This is a genomic window from Microbacterium sp. (assembly GCF_047607465.1).
Lineage (GTDB): Bacteria > Actinomycetota > Actinomycetes > Actinomycetales > Microbacteriaceae > Microbacterium.
Genome location: NZ_JASGCY010000031.1, coordinates 92,530 through 107,468, shown reverse-complemented (window position 1 = coordinate 107,468; position 14,939 = coordinate 92,530). Strand labels below are relative to the sequence as shown.

The 14,939-nt window shown below is 69.7% G+C and carries 13 protein-coding genes; 5 read left to right on the top strand and 8 right to left on the bottom strand.

All coding sequences use genetic code 11. The features are described 5' to 3' along the window. Positions 1–88: 88 nt before the first annotated feature. Genes QM568_RS03685 through QM568_RS03665 form a run of 5 tightly spaced genes read right to left on the bottom strand, consistent with a single transcriptional unit; the run spans position 89 to position 4,951 of the window. Positions 89–1,576, bottom strand: a complete 1,488-nt coding sequence (locus QM568_RS03685; RefSeq protein WP_415135924.1) for an amidohydrolase — start codon at positions 1,574–1,576, stop codon at positions 89–91. Further along, positions 1,573–2,214: an FMN-binding negative transcriptional regulator gene (locus QM568_RS03680; protein WP_415135922.1), complete on the bottom strand. Its 642-nt coding sequence runs from the start codon at positions 2,212–2,214 to the stop codon at positions 1,573–1,575. The genes QM568_RS03685 and QM568_RS03680 overlap by 4 nt, the downstream gene beginning before the upstream one ends. Before the next feature lie 20 nt (positions 2,215–2,234). Then, complete coding sequence (locus tag QM568_RS03675; protein ID WP_415135920.1) at positions 2,235–3,233, bottom strand: Fpg/Nei family DNA glycosylase; 999 nt, start codon at positions 3,231–3,233, stop codon at positions 2,235–2,237. Between the two features lies 1 nt (position 3,234). Further along, on the bottom strand, positions 3,235–3,720 hold the full coding sequence (locus QM568_RS03670) for a ribose-5-phosphate isomerase (RefSeq protein WP_415135918.1): 486 nt from the start codon (positions 3,718–3,720) through the stop codon (positions 3,235–3,237). Between the two features lie 49 nt (positions 3,721–3,769). Further along, positions 3,770–4,951, bottom strand: a complete 1,182-nt coding sequence (locus QM568_RS03665) for a ferrochelatase (protein WP_415135916.1) — start codon at positions 4,949–4,951, stop codon at positions 3,770–3,772. 142 nt (positions 4,952–5,093) lie between these two features. Between QM568_RS03665 and pepN the strand changes: the two genes are divergently transcribed. The 4 genes from pepN (at position 5,094) to QM568_RS03645 (ending at position 10,950) form a co-directional block, all read left to right on the top strand. Then, on the top strand, positions 5,094–7,643 hold the full coding sequence (gene pepN, locus QM568_RS03660) for an aminopeptidase N (protein WP_415135914.1): 2,550 nt from the start codon (positions 5,094–5,096) through the stop codon (positions 7,641–7,643). Positions 7,644–7,730: 87 nt separating this feature from the next. Next, positions 7,731–8,849, top strand: coding sequence for a mechanosensitive ion channel family protein (locus tag QM568_RS03655; protein ID WP_415135936.1), 1,119 nt, complete (start codon positions 7,731–7,733; stop codon positions 8,847–8,849). Then, on the top strand, positions 8,846–9,295 hold the full coding sequence (locus QM568_RS03650) for a globin (protein WP_415135912.1): 450 nt from the start codon (positions 8,846–8,848) through the stop codon (positions 9,293–9,295). Before QM568_RS03655 ends, QM568_RS03650 begins: the two co-directional genes overlap by 4 nt. Beyond that, the gene (locus tag QM568_RS03645) at positions 9,292–10,950 is read left to right on the top strand and encodes an FAD-binding dehydrogenase (RefSeq protein ID WP_415135910.1); all 1,659 of its coding nucleotides are present in this window, start codon (positions 9,292–9,294) and stop codon (positions 10,948–10,950) included. The genes QM568_RS03650 and QM568_RS03645 overlap by 4 nt, the downstream gene beginning before the upstream one ends. 34 nt (positions 10,951–10,984) lie before the next feature. Here QM568_RS03645 and QM568_RS03640 read toward each other — a convergent pair whose 3' ends face one another. Further along, positions 10,985–11,650, bottom strand: coding sequence for a hypothetical protein (locus QM568_RS03640; RefSeq protein WP_415135908.1), 666 nt, complete (start codon positions 11,648–11,650; stop codon positions 10,985–10,987). 50 nt (positions 11,651–11,700) lie between these two features. Between QM568_RS03640 and QM568_RS03635 the strand changes: the two genes are divergently transcribed. After that, the gene (locus tag QM568_RS03635) at positions 11,701–12,579 is read left to right on the top strand and encodes an acyl-CoA thioesterase (RefSeq protein ID WP_415135906.1); all 879 of its coding nucleotides are present in this window, start codon (positions 11,701–11,703) and stop codon (positions 12,577–12,579) included. A 2-nt stretch (positions 12,580–12,581) separates the two neighbouring features. Here the strand turns inward: QM568_RS03635 and QM568_RS03630 are convergent, their stop codons facing one another. Next, entirely contained in the window at positions 12,582–13,049 is a 468-nt protein-coding gene (locus QM568_RS03630; RefSeq protein ID WP_415135934.1) for an acyl-CoA thioesterase, read from the bottom strand. A 58-nt stretch (positions 13,050–13,107) separates the two neighbouring features. Next, positions 13,108–14,787 (bottom strand): energy-dependent translational throttle protein EttA, encoded by a 1,680-nt coding sequence (gene ettA, locus QM568_RS03625; RefSeq protein ID WP_415135904.1) that lies wholly within the window; start codon positions 14,785–14,787, stop codon positions 13,108–13,110. Positions 14,788–14,939 lie beyond the last annotated feature (152 nt).

The window sequence follows — 14,939 nt, the reverse complement described above, 5'->3', positions numbered from 1 at the left end:
TCGCTATCCGGCGTACCGGACGGGCGTGGGGGCTTCACCCCCGACGCCCTTCGCCGGTCTCCGCCGAAGGCACCCGGCGGAGACCGGGTCAGGCCCGGTGGGTGACCCGTCCGGCGAGGAGGGTCGCGGCGACCGGCATCCGCGCCAGGTCTGTGGGATCCACTGCCCGCGGGTCCTGCCCGCACAGCACGATATCGGCCGGCGCCCCCGGTGCGAGCTCGGCCCGGCCGTGCCGGCTGCTGGCCCGCAGCGCCTGCTCGACCGTGACGCTCTCCTCGGGATGCCAGGGCTCCCGCTCGTCGGCGGTGCGCCGCACGGCGGCGGCGATGGTCACCCACGGGTCCAACGCCGCCACCGGGGCATCCGATCCGAACCACACCTCGACGCCGGCCTGCAGCAGCGTGGCGAGCGGATAGGCGATCGCCTGCTGCTCGCCCCAGAAGTCGGTGACCAGGTCGCGGTCGTCCACGGCGTGTCGCGGCTGCACGCTGGCCACCACGCCGAGCCGGGCGAAGCGGGCGAGATCGGCGTGCCGCACCAGCTGGGCGTGCTCGATCGTGCCGCGCGCCTGCGTGTAGGTGAAGGCGTCCAGGGCCGCCGCCACGGCCCGGTCTCCGATGGCGTGCACGGCGACCTCCAGCCCCGAGGCGGTCGCGGTGGTCAGCAGCTCGCGCACCTCGTCGGGCGAGATGGTCAGCACGCCGAAGTTCGCCGGGTCGCCCGGGTACGCGTGCGAGCAGGCCGCCGTCCTGGTACCGAGGGAGCCGTCGGTGATCAATTTCAGCGGGCCCATCCGCACCAGCCCGTCGGTGCCCTCCAGCATTTCGCCGCTGCGCAGCCCCTCGTCGATCGCCCGTTGCAGGCCGGGCGGGTAGACGGCGAACTCGACGCGGTGCTCCGCGAACCCGGCCGCGCAGCGACGCCGCCAGGCATCCGCGTTCCACGCCATGTCGAAGTCGACGAGCCCGGTGATACCGCGCTCGGCGGCGCGCCGGCCTGCCTCCTGCACGGCGGCGTCCGCGGTCGCAGCGTCCGCGGCGTTCAGCCGGCGCGAGATCTCGAAGGCGTCCTCCTCGCGCAGCATCCCGTCCTGGGCCGGGGCGAAGCCCTCCCGCCGGAATGCGGCGGAGTTCAGCCACACGCTGTGCACGTCGGCGTTGATCAGATAGGTCGGGACGTCGCTGGCGACCGCATCCAGCGCCGCCAGCGTCGGCCGGTCCGGCCAGAGCGCGTCGCGGAACCCCGAGCCGACCCGGCGTCCGTCCGCGAGCGGCTCGCTGCCTGCCATCCGCCGCACGGCCTCCGCAGCCGTCTCCGCGTCGCCGAGGCGGGTGCGCTGCGCCTCCAGCGCCCACTGCACGGTGTGCACGTGGTGATCCCACAGCCCCGGCGCGGCCCAGCATCCGTCCCCGTCGAGCACGGCACCGGCGGTCTTCAGCGCCCCGGCGGGCGCGATGTCGGCGATCCGGCCATCGGCGATGGCGATGTCGAGCGGCTCGTCGTCGCCGAGGAAACCCGTGCCGTCCAGGAGGCGCGCGCCGCGGATGAGCGCGACCCGCTCGCCGCGGGCGGTCATGCGTGGTTCCCCGCGCGACCCTCGTGCGCCCGGCGCATCTCGGCCGCCAAAGCGGGGTTGGCGTACGGGCCGTCGCCGTCCAGCTCGGCGATCACGGTCTCCACCGTCTCGGCGGGCTTGTTCTGGCTCAGCTTGCGCTTGGCGACGACCTTCGTCGGGGTCAGCCGGAACCCGACCGTCCCCGCCTCCAGGCGGCGGACGAAGACCTCGTCGTTCGGACGCTCCCACATCCGCCGCGGAGCCGGCATCCGCTTCTCGAACAGCTCCACCATGCGGTCCAGCACGCGCAGGTTGTCCTCGGCACCCAGGATCTCCGGGACGCCGGACAGGTGCACCGAGACGTAGTTCCAGGTCGGCACCGCTGCGACGTCGCCGTACCAGCCCGGTGAGACGTACCCGTGCGGCCCCTGGAAGACCACAATCAGCTCGCGCTCGCCCAGTCCGTGGATGAGATCGTCGGGACGGCCTACGTGCCCCACCACCGTGAGGTCGTCACGGTCCTCGTCGAGCAGCACGACATAGTGCGAGGCGACCAGCCCGTCATCCGGCGCGCTGACGATCGTCGCCCAGGGGTTGCCGACGATCACACGGCGCAGCTCCGCCAGGTCGGTCATCGCGAAGCTGGGATTCTGGCGCATGGAAGAAGCCTACGACCGCGTCAGCGCTGGCAGGACGGGCACCAGTACAACTTGCGCGCGCCGATCTCCTCGAGGGCGATCTCGGTGCCGCACACTCGGCACGGGAGTCCGGCGCGGTGGTAGACCCAGTGCCGGTCATCGCGGCTCGCCATCGCGGCCCGGTACTGCTCGGGCGACAGATCGTCCATGGTCATCATCTGACCGGTCTCCACGCCGATCGCGAGCAGACGCTCCCAGTCGTGCCAGAGCGCCCGGACGACGTCCTCGGGCACATCGCGGCCCGGCGTGTGCGGATCGAGCCGCTGGCGGAAGAGCATCTCGGCGCGATAGACGTTGCCGATGCCGCTGACGACGGCCTGCTCCATAAGCAGCAGCGCGATCGGGGTCTGGCGCTTGCAGACGGCCCGCACGAAGCGCTCCTCGTTCTCGGCCGGGTCGCCGACGAGCGGATCGGGCCCGAGCTTCGCGACGGTCGCCAGCATCTCCTCGGGGGTCTGCAGCACGCACGCCGTCGGCCCGCGCAGGTCGGCTGCGGTGAGGTCCGTCAGCAGCCGCAGGCGCACCTGTCCCACGATCGGCGGAGGCCACTGGGCGCCATCGTCGGCGAGCCCCTTGGTCTGCTCCGACATGCGCACGTGCACGCGGGTACGGCGCGGAGCGCCGATCGAGGCGAGCGAGTTCTCACCGGCGTCGTCGAAGATCGCCTCGTCGAGGTCGGTGCCGCGCTGGTTCGTCTGCCCCATGCGCCCGTTGGCGGAGGCGATGGTCGGGTCGATGAGGATCTCGCCGGCGAAGTCCCAGGCGCCGTACAGCCCGAGGTGCACGCGCAGCCAGACGTCGCCCTCGGCCTCGAGGAACATCTGCTTGCCGACGGCCTGCACGCTCACCGCTTCCCGTCCGTCGAGCACCGATGCGCCTTCCGCGAAGCGCCCCTGCGGGCTGGAGGCACTCAGCCGCTTCCCGATGAAGTTCCGCTCGAACTGCCGCGCGATCCGATGGACGGAATGCCCCTCGGGCACGTCAGGCCCGCGGGTCCGGCAGCAGGGATCCGTCGCGCTCGAAATCGGCGATCTGCCCGATCCTGCGCACGTGCCGCTCGTCGTTCGAGAACGGGGTCGCGATGAAGGTGTCGATGAAACCCGCGACCTCATCGAAGGTGTGCTGACGGGCGCCGATCGAGATCACGTTGGCATCGTTGTGCTCGCGGGCGAGCTCGGCGGTCGAGGTGTTCCAGACGAGGGCGGCGCGGATGCCGGCGACCTTGTTCGCGGCGATCTGCTCGCCGTTGCCCGACCCGCCGAAGACGACGCCGAGGGCGGCGACGCCCGCGGCCTGATCGGCGACGACCGCCTGTGCTGCGCGGATGCAGAACGCCGGATAGTCATCGAGGGCGTCGTACGCGACCGGCCCGTGGTCGACGACCTCGTGGCCCGCGGCGCGGAGGTGCTCCTGCAACTGCGTGGAGAAGTCGAGACCGGCGTGATCGGTGGCGATATGGATGCGCATGGCTTCCATCCTATTGAGCGCCGGGGCCCGCGTGAGCGTCGGCTCGCCCTCAGGGCGCGATGCCGGCGGCGGCCGGCTTGAACCCGAGCCGCACGTTCTCGCAGTCGCCTGGACGCGAGACGTCGTACCAGGGGCCGAGGGGGGTCAGATGCGGTCGGTCAGCCGCTGGCATGCCCTCGATCCGCTCGACGACAAGGTCGATGAGACCGGCGACGAAGGCGGGGTGGGTGCCGGGGGTCGGGGTGCGCACCGCGCGGATGCCGGCATCCGCTGCGCTCTGGATCGCCTCGGTGTCGAGGTCCCACAGCACCTCCATATGGTCGCTGACAAACCCGAGCGGCACGATGACGACCGCCTGCGCACCGGCTGCGGGCAGGGTCTCGATGACGTCGTTGATATCGGGCTCCAGCCACGGCTGGCTGGCGGGTCCGGAGCGGGACTGGAAGACGAGCTGCCAATTCACGCCCGCCTCGCCGGTGACGGCGGCGAGCTCCGACATGATGTGCTCGGCGACCGCGAGGTGCTGGGCGGCGTAGGCGCCGCCCTCGCCCCAGTCGACATCGCGGGGGCCGGAGCGCTCGGCATCCGCCGTGGGGATCGAGTGCGTGGAGAACAGGACGTGGATCGCAGCGGCGGGGATGCCGTCGGCGAGGAACGCCTGCACGGCGGCGTTCACGCCCTCCTGGAACGGCTGCACGAACCCGGGGTGGTCGAAGAACAGCCGCACCTTGTCGGCGGTGACACGGTCTTCGAGGCCCGCCGCGGTGATCGCGTTCGCGATGTCCTCGCGGTACTGCCGGTCGCTGGAGTACGAGCTGTACGCGCTCGTCGCGAGCACGAGGAGGGTCGAGTGCCCGTCAGCGGCCGCACGGGCGAAGGCGTCAGGCAGGTACGGCTCCCAGTTGCGGTTGCCCCAGTAGATCGGGATGTCCAGGCCGCGCGCGGCGACCTCGGCCTCGAGCGCCGCCTTCAGCTGACGGTTCTGCTCGTTGATCGGGCTCACGCCGCCGAAGTGGCGGTAGTGGTGGGCGACCTCCTCGAGGCGTTCGTCGGGGATGCCGCGACCGCGGGTGACGTTGCGCAGGAAGGGGATGACGTCGTCCTGCCCTTCGGGGCCCCCGAAGCTCGCGAGGATCACCGCGTCGTAGGCGACGGGCTCCTCCACGAACGGGGAGCCGCTGCGAGCGGCGGCGGAGGCGAAGGGGACGAGAGTCGATTCGTGCGCGATCACCCCTCCATCCTGGCACCCCGCGGGTGCGGACTCTTGGCGTGGGCTGGATGCGGGCCGCTCCTGGCGTAGGCTGTCATGGTTGCCGGCGGCGCCAACTGCGTCAGGACTGCGGCATCATCCCCTCACCCCTGGGAGTACAGCTGTGCCTGGAGAGAACCTCACCCGAGTCGAAGCGCAGGAGCGCCGCGACGTCATCGACACCCAGTCCTACGAGATCGCACTCGATCTGACGAAGGGTGCAGAGGTCTTCGGCTCGCGGAGCGTCGTGCGCTTCACCGCCGCACCCGAGAGCTTCACCTTCATCGACCTCATCGCCCGCGAGGTGCGGGAGATCTCGCTCAACGGCGAGCTGCTCGACCCGAGCGAGGTCTTCGCCGACTCGCGCATCGCCCTCTCGGGCCTTCGGGCCGAGAACGTGCTCGTCGTCGACGCCGACTGCGAGTACACGAACACCGGAGAGGGCCTGCATCGCTTCGTCGATCCCGTCGACGGCGAGGTGTACCTCTACTCGCAGTTCGAGGTGCCCGATTCCCGGCGCGTCTTCGCCGTGTTCGAGCAGCCCGACCTCAAGGCGACGTTCCAGTTCACCGTCACGGCCCCTGCTGCGTGGAAGGTCGTCTCCAACTCGCCGACGCCCGAACCGATCATCCACGACGACAGCTCGATCGCGACGTGGGGCTTCGAGCCCACCCCGCGCATCTCCTCGTACATCACCGCCCTCATCGCAGGCCCCTACGAGTCGACCTTCTCCGAGCTCACCAGCGCCTCCGGCCGGGTCATCCCCCTCGGCGTCTACGGACGCAAGAGTGTGTGGCAGCACCTCGACGCCGACTACATCTTCGACAAGACGCGTCAGGGCTTCGAGTACTTCGAGTCGAAGTTCGGCGTGCCGTATCCGTTCGCGAAGTACGACCAGCTCTTCGTGCCGGAGTTCAACGCCGGCGCCATGGAAAACGCCGGTGCCGTCACGTTCACGGAGACCTACGTCTTCCGCAGCAAGGTGACGGATGCCGTCAAGGAGCGCCGCGTCGTCACGATCCTCCACGAGCTCGCGCACATGTGGTTCGGCGATCTCGTCACCATGAAGTGGTGGAACGACCTGTGGCTGAACGAGTCGTTCGCCGAGTGGGCGTCGACGATCGCCACCGCCGAGGCGACCGAGTGGACCGAGGCGTGGACGACCTTCAACGCGATGGAGAAGACCTGGGCGTACCGCCAGGATCAGCTCCCCTCCACGCATCCGATCGTCGCCGAGATCAACGACCTCGAGGACGTGCAGGTCAACTTCGACGGCATCACCTACGCCAAGGGCGGGTCGGTGCTCAAGCAGCTTGCGGCATGGGTGGGCATCGAGAAGTTCTTCGCCGGAGTCTCGCAGTACTTCCAGAAGCACTCGTGGGGCAACACAGAGCTCAGCGACCTGCTCACCGAACTCGAGGCCACCAGCGGCCGCGACCTCAGCACCTGGTCGAAGAAGTGGCTGGAGACGGCCGGCGTGAACACGCTCGAGCCGGTCATCGCCGAGGCGTCCGACGGGACCATCTCGCGCTTCGCCGTGACCCAGACGGCCCCGGCCGACTACCCCACGATCCGCCCGCACCGCCTCGGGATCGGCTTCTACACGCTGCACGACGGCGCCCTCGAGCGCACGCACTACGCCGAGGTCGACATCGACGGCGACCGCACCGAGGTGCCAGAACTCCAGGGCATCAAGCGCCCCGACCTCGTGCTCCTCAACGACGGCGACCTCGCCTATGCGAAGATCCGCCTCGACGAGCGTTCGCTCGCCACCGCGGTCGCCCACCTCGCCGAAATCAGCGACCCCCTCGCCCGGTCGCTCGTCTGGGGTGCGGCGTGGGATCAGACGCGCGACGCCGAGAGCCCGGCATCCGAATACATCGACCTCGTCCTCGGCAACATCGGCCGCGAGACGGAGTCGACGACGGTCCGGACGACCCTCGCGCAGCTGCGCACCGCCGCGACCCTGTACGTCGCGCCTGAGCAGCGCCTGGCCGCTCGTCGGAAGGTCGCCGACGGCCTGTGGGCGCTCGCCGAGGGCGCCGAGGCAGGCAGCGACAGCCAGCTGCAGTTCGTCACGGCGTTCGCCGGCAACCTCGTCACCGCCGAGCACGCCGGCATCGTTGGCCGTCTGCGCTCCGGGGAGGAGAGCCTCCCCGGCCTGGAGATCGACGCCGACCTGAGCTGGCAGCTCCTCGTCGGACTCGCCACGATCGGCGCGACGGATGCGGCGACGATCGATGCCGCGCTCGCCGCCGACAACACGGCCAAGGGCGGCGAGTTCGCCGCTCAGGCGCGGGCAGCGCTCCCCGACTCCGCATCGAAGCAGGCCGCATGGGCCTCGCTCATCGAGAGCGATGACGCCCCCAACACGATCGTCCGCTCCGCGGCACTCGGCTTCGTGCACCCTGCAGGCGTCGAGGTGCTCGCCGACTTCGTCGAGCCCTACTTCGACATGCTGCTGCCGATCTGGGAATCGCGCACGTATCAGATCGCGCAGTACCTCATCGTCGGGCTCTTCCCGACGGCGCTGGCGGACGTCTCCCTGCGCGACGCGACACGCGCCTGGCTCGCCGCGCATCAGGATGCAGCCCCCGCCCTGCGCCGCCTCGTGCTGGAGAACCTGGCCGACGTCGAGCGGGCACTCGCTGCACAGGCGCGCGACGCCGACTGATCACGCCCGGCGCGCCGGGTGCGCATGGTGGTCATGACCTCGCGTTCTGGGCGTCCCTGAAGGCCCGATCGCTAAGATCTGGTGGTGATGATGCTCCCCTTCACAACCGATGACACGTCCGTCGATCACGCGGTCGACGCCACGATCCCCGACTGGCTTCAGAACGCTCTGACGGTGCTGATCCCGGTCGGCTGGACGGCGCTGAAGATCGCCGTGATCATCGCCGTCTGCGTGCTCATGGCGTTCGTCCTGCGCATCCTCATCCGCCGGGTGGTGCACCGCATCGTCGACAGCGCCAAGAACAGGGCGTCCGTCGACGACACCCAGGCGCTGGAACGCTCTCCCCTCGCCGACATGCGTCTCGTGCAGCGCACCCGCACCCTCGGCAGCATCCTGCAGAACATCGTCAACGTGATGCTCGTCGTCATCGCGGTCGTGCTCATCGTGAACGCCGTCGACAGCAATCTGCTCGGGTCGCTGACGCTGCTCACGGCCGCCGTCGGCGCTGGTCTCGGCTTCGGCGCGCAGAACATCGTCAAGGACGTGCTGAACGGCATGTTCATCGTCGCCGAGGACCAGATCGGCATCGGCGACGTCGTCGACCTCGGCCTCGCCAGCGGCGTCGTCGAGTACGTCAGCGTGCGCATCACCCAGGTCCGCGACGTCAACGGCACGCTCTGGTACGTGCGCAACGGCGAGATCCTGCGGATCGGGAACATGTCGCAGGGATGGGCGCGCGTGATCATCGACCTCGGCGTCGCCCCTGATTCCGATCTCGACACCGTCGAGCAGACGATGCTGGAGACCGCGCAGGGCCTTGCGACGGATCCGAAGTGGCGCACGCGCATCGTCGAGAAGCCCGAGCTGTGGGGCCTGGAGTCGATCTCCGGCGACGCCCTCGTCGTGCGCATCGTCATCAAGGCCCGCGCCAACGCCAAGGACGACGTCTCGCAGGAGTTGCGCAAGCGCCTGCGCACGGCGCTGCGGAAGCAGGACATCGCGATCCCCAGCTTGGCCGGGGTCATCCCGACAGGGCTCGAAGGCGCCCAGCGCGTCCGCGGTGCCAACCCGCCCAAGACCCGTCCGAACGCCGTCACGGGGGTTCCCCCCGTCCCCGAGCGCGGCATCTGGCGTCGGAAGAAGGCCGACAGCGCCCAGGACCGCGACCGCAAGGGTCCCGAGGGCGAAGGGACCACGCAACGATGACGTTCTACGACGAGGTCGGCGGATCGGCGACGTTCGAGAAGCTCGTCTCGGTGTTCTACCGCGAGGTGGCGCTGGACCCCGTGCTGAAGCCGATGTACCCCGAGGAGGACCTCGGCCCAGCCGCCGAGCGGTTGACGCTGTTCCTCATCCAGTACTGGGGGGGACCATCGACGTACGGCGAGACGCGCGGCCATCCGCGGCTGCGGATGCGGCACATGCCCTTCCACATCGATCCCGACGCGCGGGATCGCTGGTTGACGCACATGCGCACCGCCGTCGCCGAGGCGCGGTTGTCGCCTCTGCACGAAGCGACCCTCTGGGACTACCTCGAACGCGCCGCCTATGCCATGGTGAACACGTTCGAGCCGTCGGGAATCGGCCCTGCGGCATCCGATCGTCCCACGCTCGAGGCCCGAGCACGTCAGGAATCAACGGAGACCCCATGACGAAGACGCCCTTGTCCACGGATGTCCTGGTGATCGGATGGGGGCTGGCCGGGCTCGTCGCCGCCGCCGAGGCCCTCGCCGCCGGCAAGAAGGTGGTCGTCATCGACCAGGAGCCGCGCACCAACCTCGGCGGCCAGGCGTGGTGGTCCTTCGGCGGTCTGTTCTTGATCGACTCCCCCGAGCAGCGCCGGATGGGCATCAAGGACTCGCTCGAACTCGCCACGCAGGATTGGTTCGGCACCGCCGGATTCGACCGCGACGAGGACGAATGGCCTCGGCGCTGGGCGGAGGCCTATCTGCAGTTCGCCGCCGGCGAGAAGCGCGCGTGGCTGCGCGAACACGGCGTCGGGTTCTTCCCCGTGGTCGGATGGGCCGAACGGGGTGGATACGGCGCGCTCGGGCCGGGCAACTCGGTACCCCGCTTCCACATCACCTGGGGCACGGGTCCCGGGGTCGTCGCCCCCTTCATCGCGCGGGTCGAGCAGGGCGAGCGCGATGGCCGCGTGCGCGTGCTCGCCCGTCATCGCGTCACCGGGCTCGTGACGTCAGGAGGGGCCGTGACCGGCGCCAGCGGTGCGATCCTGGCCTCAAGCGGAGCCCGACGCGGTGAGGAGTCCTCGCGCGAGGTCATCGGCGAGTTCGAGATCTCCGCTGGTGCGACGATCATCGCCTCCGGTGGGATCGGCGGAAACCATGAGCTCGTGCGGGCCGCATGGCCGGCGCGGCTCGGCACGCCACCGGAGCGGATGCTGACCGGAGTCCCCGCCTACGTCGACGGGTCGATGCACCCCGTGGCGGCGGAGGCGGGCGCGCGGCTGATCAACGGCGACCGCATGTGGCACTACGTCGAAGGCATCGAGAACTGGGATCCGGTGTGGCCTTCGCACGGCATCCGCATCCTCCCCGGTCCGTCCTCGCTCTGGCTGGACGCCACCGGCACACGACTGCCCGTGCCGCTGTTCCCCGGCTTCGACACGCTCGGCACGCTCGCGCACCTGCGCGCGACCGGTCACGACCACTCGTGGTTCGTGACGTCGCGGCAGATCGTCGAGAAGGAGTTCGCGCTCTCGGGCAGCGAGCAGAATCCGGATCTGACCGGCAAGGACGTCGCCCTCTTGCTGCGCTCGCGACTGGCGAAGGGGCCGACGGGGCCGGTGCAGGCGTTCCTCGACGAGGGCGCGGACTTCATCGTCGAGAACGACCTGGAGTCGTTGCTCGCGCGGATGCAGCTGCATCCCGGCGGCGACGCCCTTGACATCGAGCAGGTGCGGCGGGAGATCGTCGCGCGCGACCGCGAGATCGACAACGAGTTCACGAAGGACGCGCAGATCGGGATGCTGCGCTCGATGCGCGGTTACCGTGGCGACCGGCTCATCCGCACGGCGGCGCCGCACCGGTTGCAGGATCCCGCCGCCGGGCCCCTCATCGCCGTGAAGCTCCACGTGCTCACGCGCAAGTCGCTCGGGGGCATCAACACCGATCTGGACGGACGCGCGCTCCGCGCCGACGGCACGAGCATCGACGGTCTGTTCGCCGCGGGCGAGGCCAGCGGTTTCGGCGGCGGCGGCGTGCACGGCTACCGGGCTCTCGAGGGGACGTTCCTCGGCGGATGCCTGTTCACCGGCCGCCAGGCCGGCCGCGCCGCCGCCAGCTGAACCGCTGGGTCGGCGCTTCCTCGGCACCCGCGCGTCAGCCGGCGATTCCCGTGCCGCGCACGGCGGTGAGCCCGCTCGCCACGGGGCCGCGGGCGAGCACATGCCCTCGGCGGAAGGCGAGTCGCGTCCAGCGGCCGGAACGGGAGACGCTCACCTCTTCCTCGCCCGAGATGAACCCGAAGGCGTCGGCGGCGAAGGCCGCGCCGCGCGGGAGGCCGCCGAGTTCGGCATCCGGCTCCCCCCAGATGGCGGCTCGGAGGGCCCGCACCGCTTCCTCACCCGACCCGGGAGAGGTGCCTCGGGCGACCGCACTGATCCCCCACTGCGCGCGCTGGGCGATGACGGATGCCGCGAGCACGCCGGCGCGCTCCCACCCGCCACGGGGCGGCGCGATCCCCACCCACGACGGCGACAGACCCGACTCCGGCAGCTGCAGCATCCGCTCGTCGTCCATGGCGGACAGCGCGGGAACGACGATGTCGCACTCGAGCTCGGGGTCTGCGTGCACGATGCGCATCGCGAGGATCGTGGGCGTCTGATCGAACAGGCCGTGCGGTGCGAGCGCAGCGGCCGTGAGGGCGAGCACGCCCCCTGCGGCCTGGAGGCGGACGCCGTCGTCGGAGATCCGCGCGGCACGTCCGACGAATGTCAGGACGTCCTTCGAGGTTTCGGCATCGGCGAGGACGAGGGGGTGCGGCACGCCATCTAAACTATCAACATCCCGCATCGCCGAGTCCCGGGGAGGATCCCATGCCAGTCGATGATCAGGCGGAGGGGTTGGTCCGGCAGCTGCTGGATGTGCTCGATCTGGACACGGCGACCGCCCGGACCACCGAGGACATCTTCACCGGATCGTCGCATTCGATGCCGAACGGCCGGATCTACGGCGGCCAGGTCCTCGCCCAGAGCCTTGTCGCCGCTGAGCGCACGCTGCCGGCGCAGCGCACCGTCCATTCCATGCACGGATACTTCCTGCGGCCCGGCGACCCGGCCCACGGCATCACGATCGCGGTGGATCGCATCCATGACGGCCGCTCCTTCTCCACGCGGCGTTCTCAGGCCTATCAGAACGGCGTGCCGATCTTCTCGATGATCGCATCGTTCCAGGACGACAGCCCCGGTCTCGAGCACGCAGAGCCGATGCCCGACGGCGTGCCCGAGCCCGAGTCGCTCGTCCCCGATCTCGAGCGCGAAGGCGAGGCCGCGACCGCTGCGAGGATGCTGAGCATCGGAGTGCTCGACGTGCGGCACGTGACGGGGCCGCTCTGGCTGGAAGGCGCGGAGGAGCGCGTGCCCCGGCAGTGCGTGTGGATGCGGCTGCGGGTGCCAATCCCCGACGATCCAGCTCTCCACCGCGCCGTGCTCGCGTACCTCAGCGACACCACCATCCAGGAGTCGATCCTCCGGGCGCACGGCACCTACTGGACGATGCCCGGTCTCAAGGTCGCGAGCCTGGATCACGCGATGTGGTGGCATCGCCCGGCGCGAGTGGACGACTGGCTGCTCTACGTGCAGGACTCGCCGAACGCACGGAACGGCCGGGGGCTGGCGCGCGGGCGGATCTACACGCGTGACGGGACGCTGGTGGCGACCGTGGCGCAGGAGATCATGTTCCGCACCGCTGGCTGAACTCAGCGCCGCGTGTAGACGATCGACGCGCCCCGGTAGGGCTCCCAGACCCTGCGCATCTCGTCAGTGAGGCGCACGGGACTCCCCGTGGCCGCATCGACGAGCACGAGGACCGCCGTCGAGCGCGCGTAGAGCTGCCGGGAGCCGGCGGACGGGTCGTTGAAGACCTCGTAGCAGATCTCGACGCTCGAACCGCCGATCTTCCCGAACCACATCTGCACCTCGAGCGGGCGGCGCTGATACGGGACGGGGGCGAGGTACTCGATCTCCTGGCGGGCGATGAGGGTGAACAGTCCCGCCTCGACGCTCGAGTCGAGCACCGCCGTCGGCGGGGCCTGCTCCCCCGGAGCCGCGCGCCAGAAGGCGCGGACCCGCGCCTCTTCGAGGAGCTTGAGCATCGAGGTGTTGTTGACGTGGTTGTACGCGTCGAGATCGCCCCAGCGCAGCGCGATGGGGATGTGCAGGCGCAGGCCCGTTTCCTCGGGGGTCGCTGCCTGCTCACCCCGAGGTGCGGCGGGCGTCGACGCGTCAGTCACGGGTCAGCTTGCGGTGCGTCGAGCGGTGCGGCTTGGCCGCATCCGGGCCGAGGCGCTCGATCTTGTTCTGTTCATACGCCTCGAAGTTGCCTTCGAACCAGTACCACTGGTCTGGTTTCTCGTCCGTACCCTCATAAGCGAGGATGTGCGTCGCGATGCGGTCGAGGAACCACCGGTCGTGGGTGATGACCACGGCGCAGCCGGGGAACTCGAGCAGCGCGTTCTCCAGCGAGCTCAGGGTCTCGACGTCGAGGTCGTTGGTGGGCTCGTCGAGCAGCAGCAGGTTCCCGCCCTCCTTCAGGGTCAATGCGAGGTTCAGGCGGTTGCGCTCACCACCGGAGAGGACGCCGGCCTTCTTCTGCTGGTCGGGACCCTTGAAGCCGAACTTCGACACGTAGGCGCGCGAGGGGATCTCCGTCTTTCCGACGGTGATGAAGTCCAGGCCGTCGGAGACGACCTCCCACAGCGTCTTGTCGGGGTCGATGCTCGCGCGCGACTGGTCGACGTAGCTGATCTTGACCGTCTCGCCGATCTTCAGATCGCCGCCGTCGAGGGACTCGAGACCGACGATCGTCTTGAAGAGCGTGGTCTTTCCGACGCCGTTCGGGCCGATCACGCCGACGATGCCATTCGGCGGCAGGCTGAAGCTGAGGCCGTCGATGAGGGAGCGTCCGTCGAACCCCTTCTGCAGGTTCTTGGCCTCGATGACGACGTTGCCGAGGCGGGGGCCGGCCGGGATCTGGATCTCCTCGAAGTCGAGCTTCCGCGTCCGCTCCGCTTCCGCGGCCATCTCCTCATAGCGCTGCAGACGAGCCTTCGACTTCGTCTGGCGGCCCTTCGCGCTCGCGCGCACCCACTCCAGCTCCTCCTTGAGGCGCTTGGCGAGCTTGGCGTCCTTCTTGCCCTGGATGTCGAGGCGCTCGGCCTTCTTCTCCAGGTAGGTCGAGTAGTTGCCCTCGTAGCCGATCAGGCGGCCGCGGTCGACCTCGGCGATCCACTCGGCGACGTGGTCGAGGAAGTACCGGTCGTGGGTGATCGCGATGACCGCGCCCTTGTAGGCCTGGAGGTGCTGCTCCAGCCAGAGCACGCTCTCGGCGTCGAGGTGGTTGGTGGGCTCGTCGAGCAGGAGCAGGTCGGGCTTCTGCAGCAGCAGCTTCGCGAGGGCGACGCGGCGCTTCTCACCACCGGAGAGCTGGCCGATCGCGGCATCCCCCGGGGGCGTGCGCAGCGCGTCCATGGCCTGATCGAGCTGGGAGTCGAGATCCCAGCCATCGGCGGCGTCGATCTCCTCCTGCAGCGTCCCCATCTCCGCGAGCAGTGCGTCGAAGTCGGCATCAGGGTCGGCCATGAGCGCCGAGATCTCGTTGAACCGGTCGAGCTTCGCCTTGATCGCGATGCCGTCCTGGATGTTCTCCAGGACGGTCTTCGACTCGTCGAGCTCTGGTTCCTGCATGAGGATGCCAACGGTGAAGCCCGGGGTGAGCTTCGCGTCGCCGTTCGACGGGGTGTCGAGCCCCGCCATGATCTTCAGGATCGTCGACTTTCCAGCGCCGTTCGGTCCGACCATGCCGATCTTCGCTCCGGGGAGGAAGGACATCGTGACGTCATCGAGGATGAGCTTCTCGCCCACCGCCTTACGTGCACGGACCATCGAGTAGATGTACTCAGCCACCGGAAATCGCTCCTTCTGTCGGCGTCGAAGATCGACACTCCAGCCTACCGGCCAGCGCGGCGCCTCCCTGGCGCTGCGCTGAGCACCGTGCGCGGGGCTGCGCGAGTGGGCCGACGGCTCTGTCGATCCCTCCGGCTACCAGGCTGGTTTCG

What these genes read in the sequence shown, in the direction of transcription:
- QM568_RS03685 (WP_415135924.1), bottom strand. Translation starts at nt 1,576, where the DNA reads ATGACCGCCCGCGGCGAGCGGGTCGCGCTCATCCGCGGCGCGCGCCTC.
- QM568_RS03680 (WP_415135922.1), bottom strand. Translation starts at nt 2,214, where the DNA reads ATGCGCCAGAATCCCAGCTTCGCGATGACCGACCTGGCGGAGCTGCGC.
- QM568_RS03670 (WP_415135918.1), bottom strand. Translation starts at nt 3,720, where the DNA reads ATGCGCATCCATATCGCCACCGATCACGCCGGTCTCGACTTCTCCACG.
- QM568_RS03655 (WP_415135936.1), top strand. Translation starts at nt 7,731, where the DNA reads ATGATGCTCCCCTTCACAACCGATGACACGTCCGTCGATCACGCGGTC.
- QM568_RS03650 (WP_415135912.1), top strand. Translation starts at nt 8,846, where the DNA reads ATGACGTTCTACGACGAGGTCGGCGGATCGGCGACGTTCGAGAAGCTC.
- QM568_RS03645 (WP_415135910.1), top strand. Translation starts at nt 9,292, where the DNA reads ATGACGAAGACGCCCTTGTCCACGGATGTCCTGGTGATCGGATGGGGG.
- QM568_RS03635 (WP_415135906.1), top strand. Translation starts at nt 11,701, where the DNA reads ATGCCAGTCGATGATCAGGCGGAGGGGTTGGTCCGGCAGCTGCTGGAT.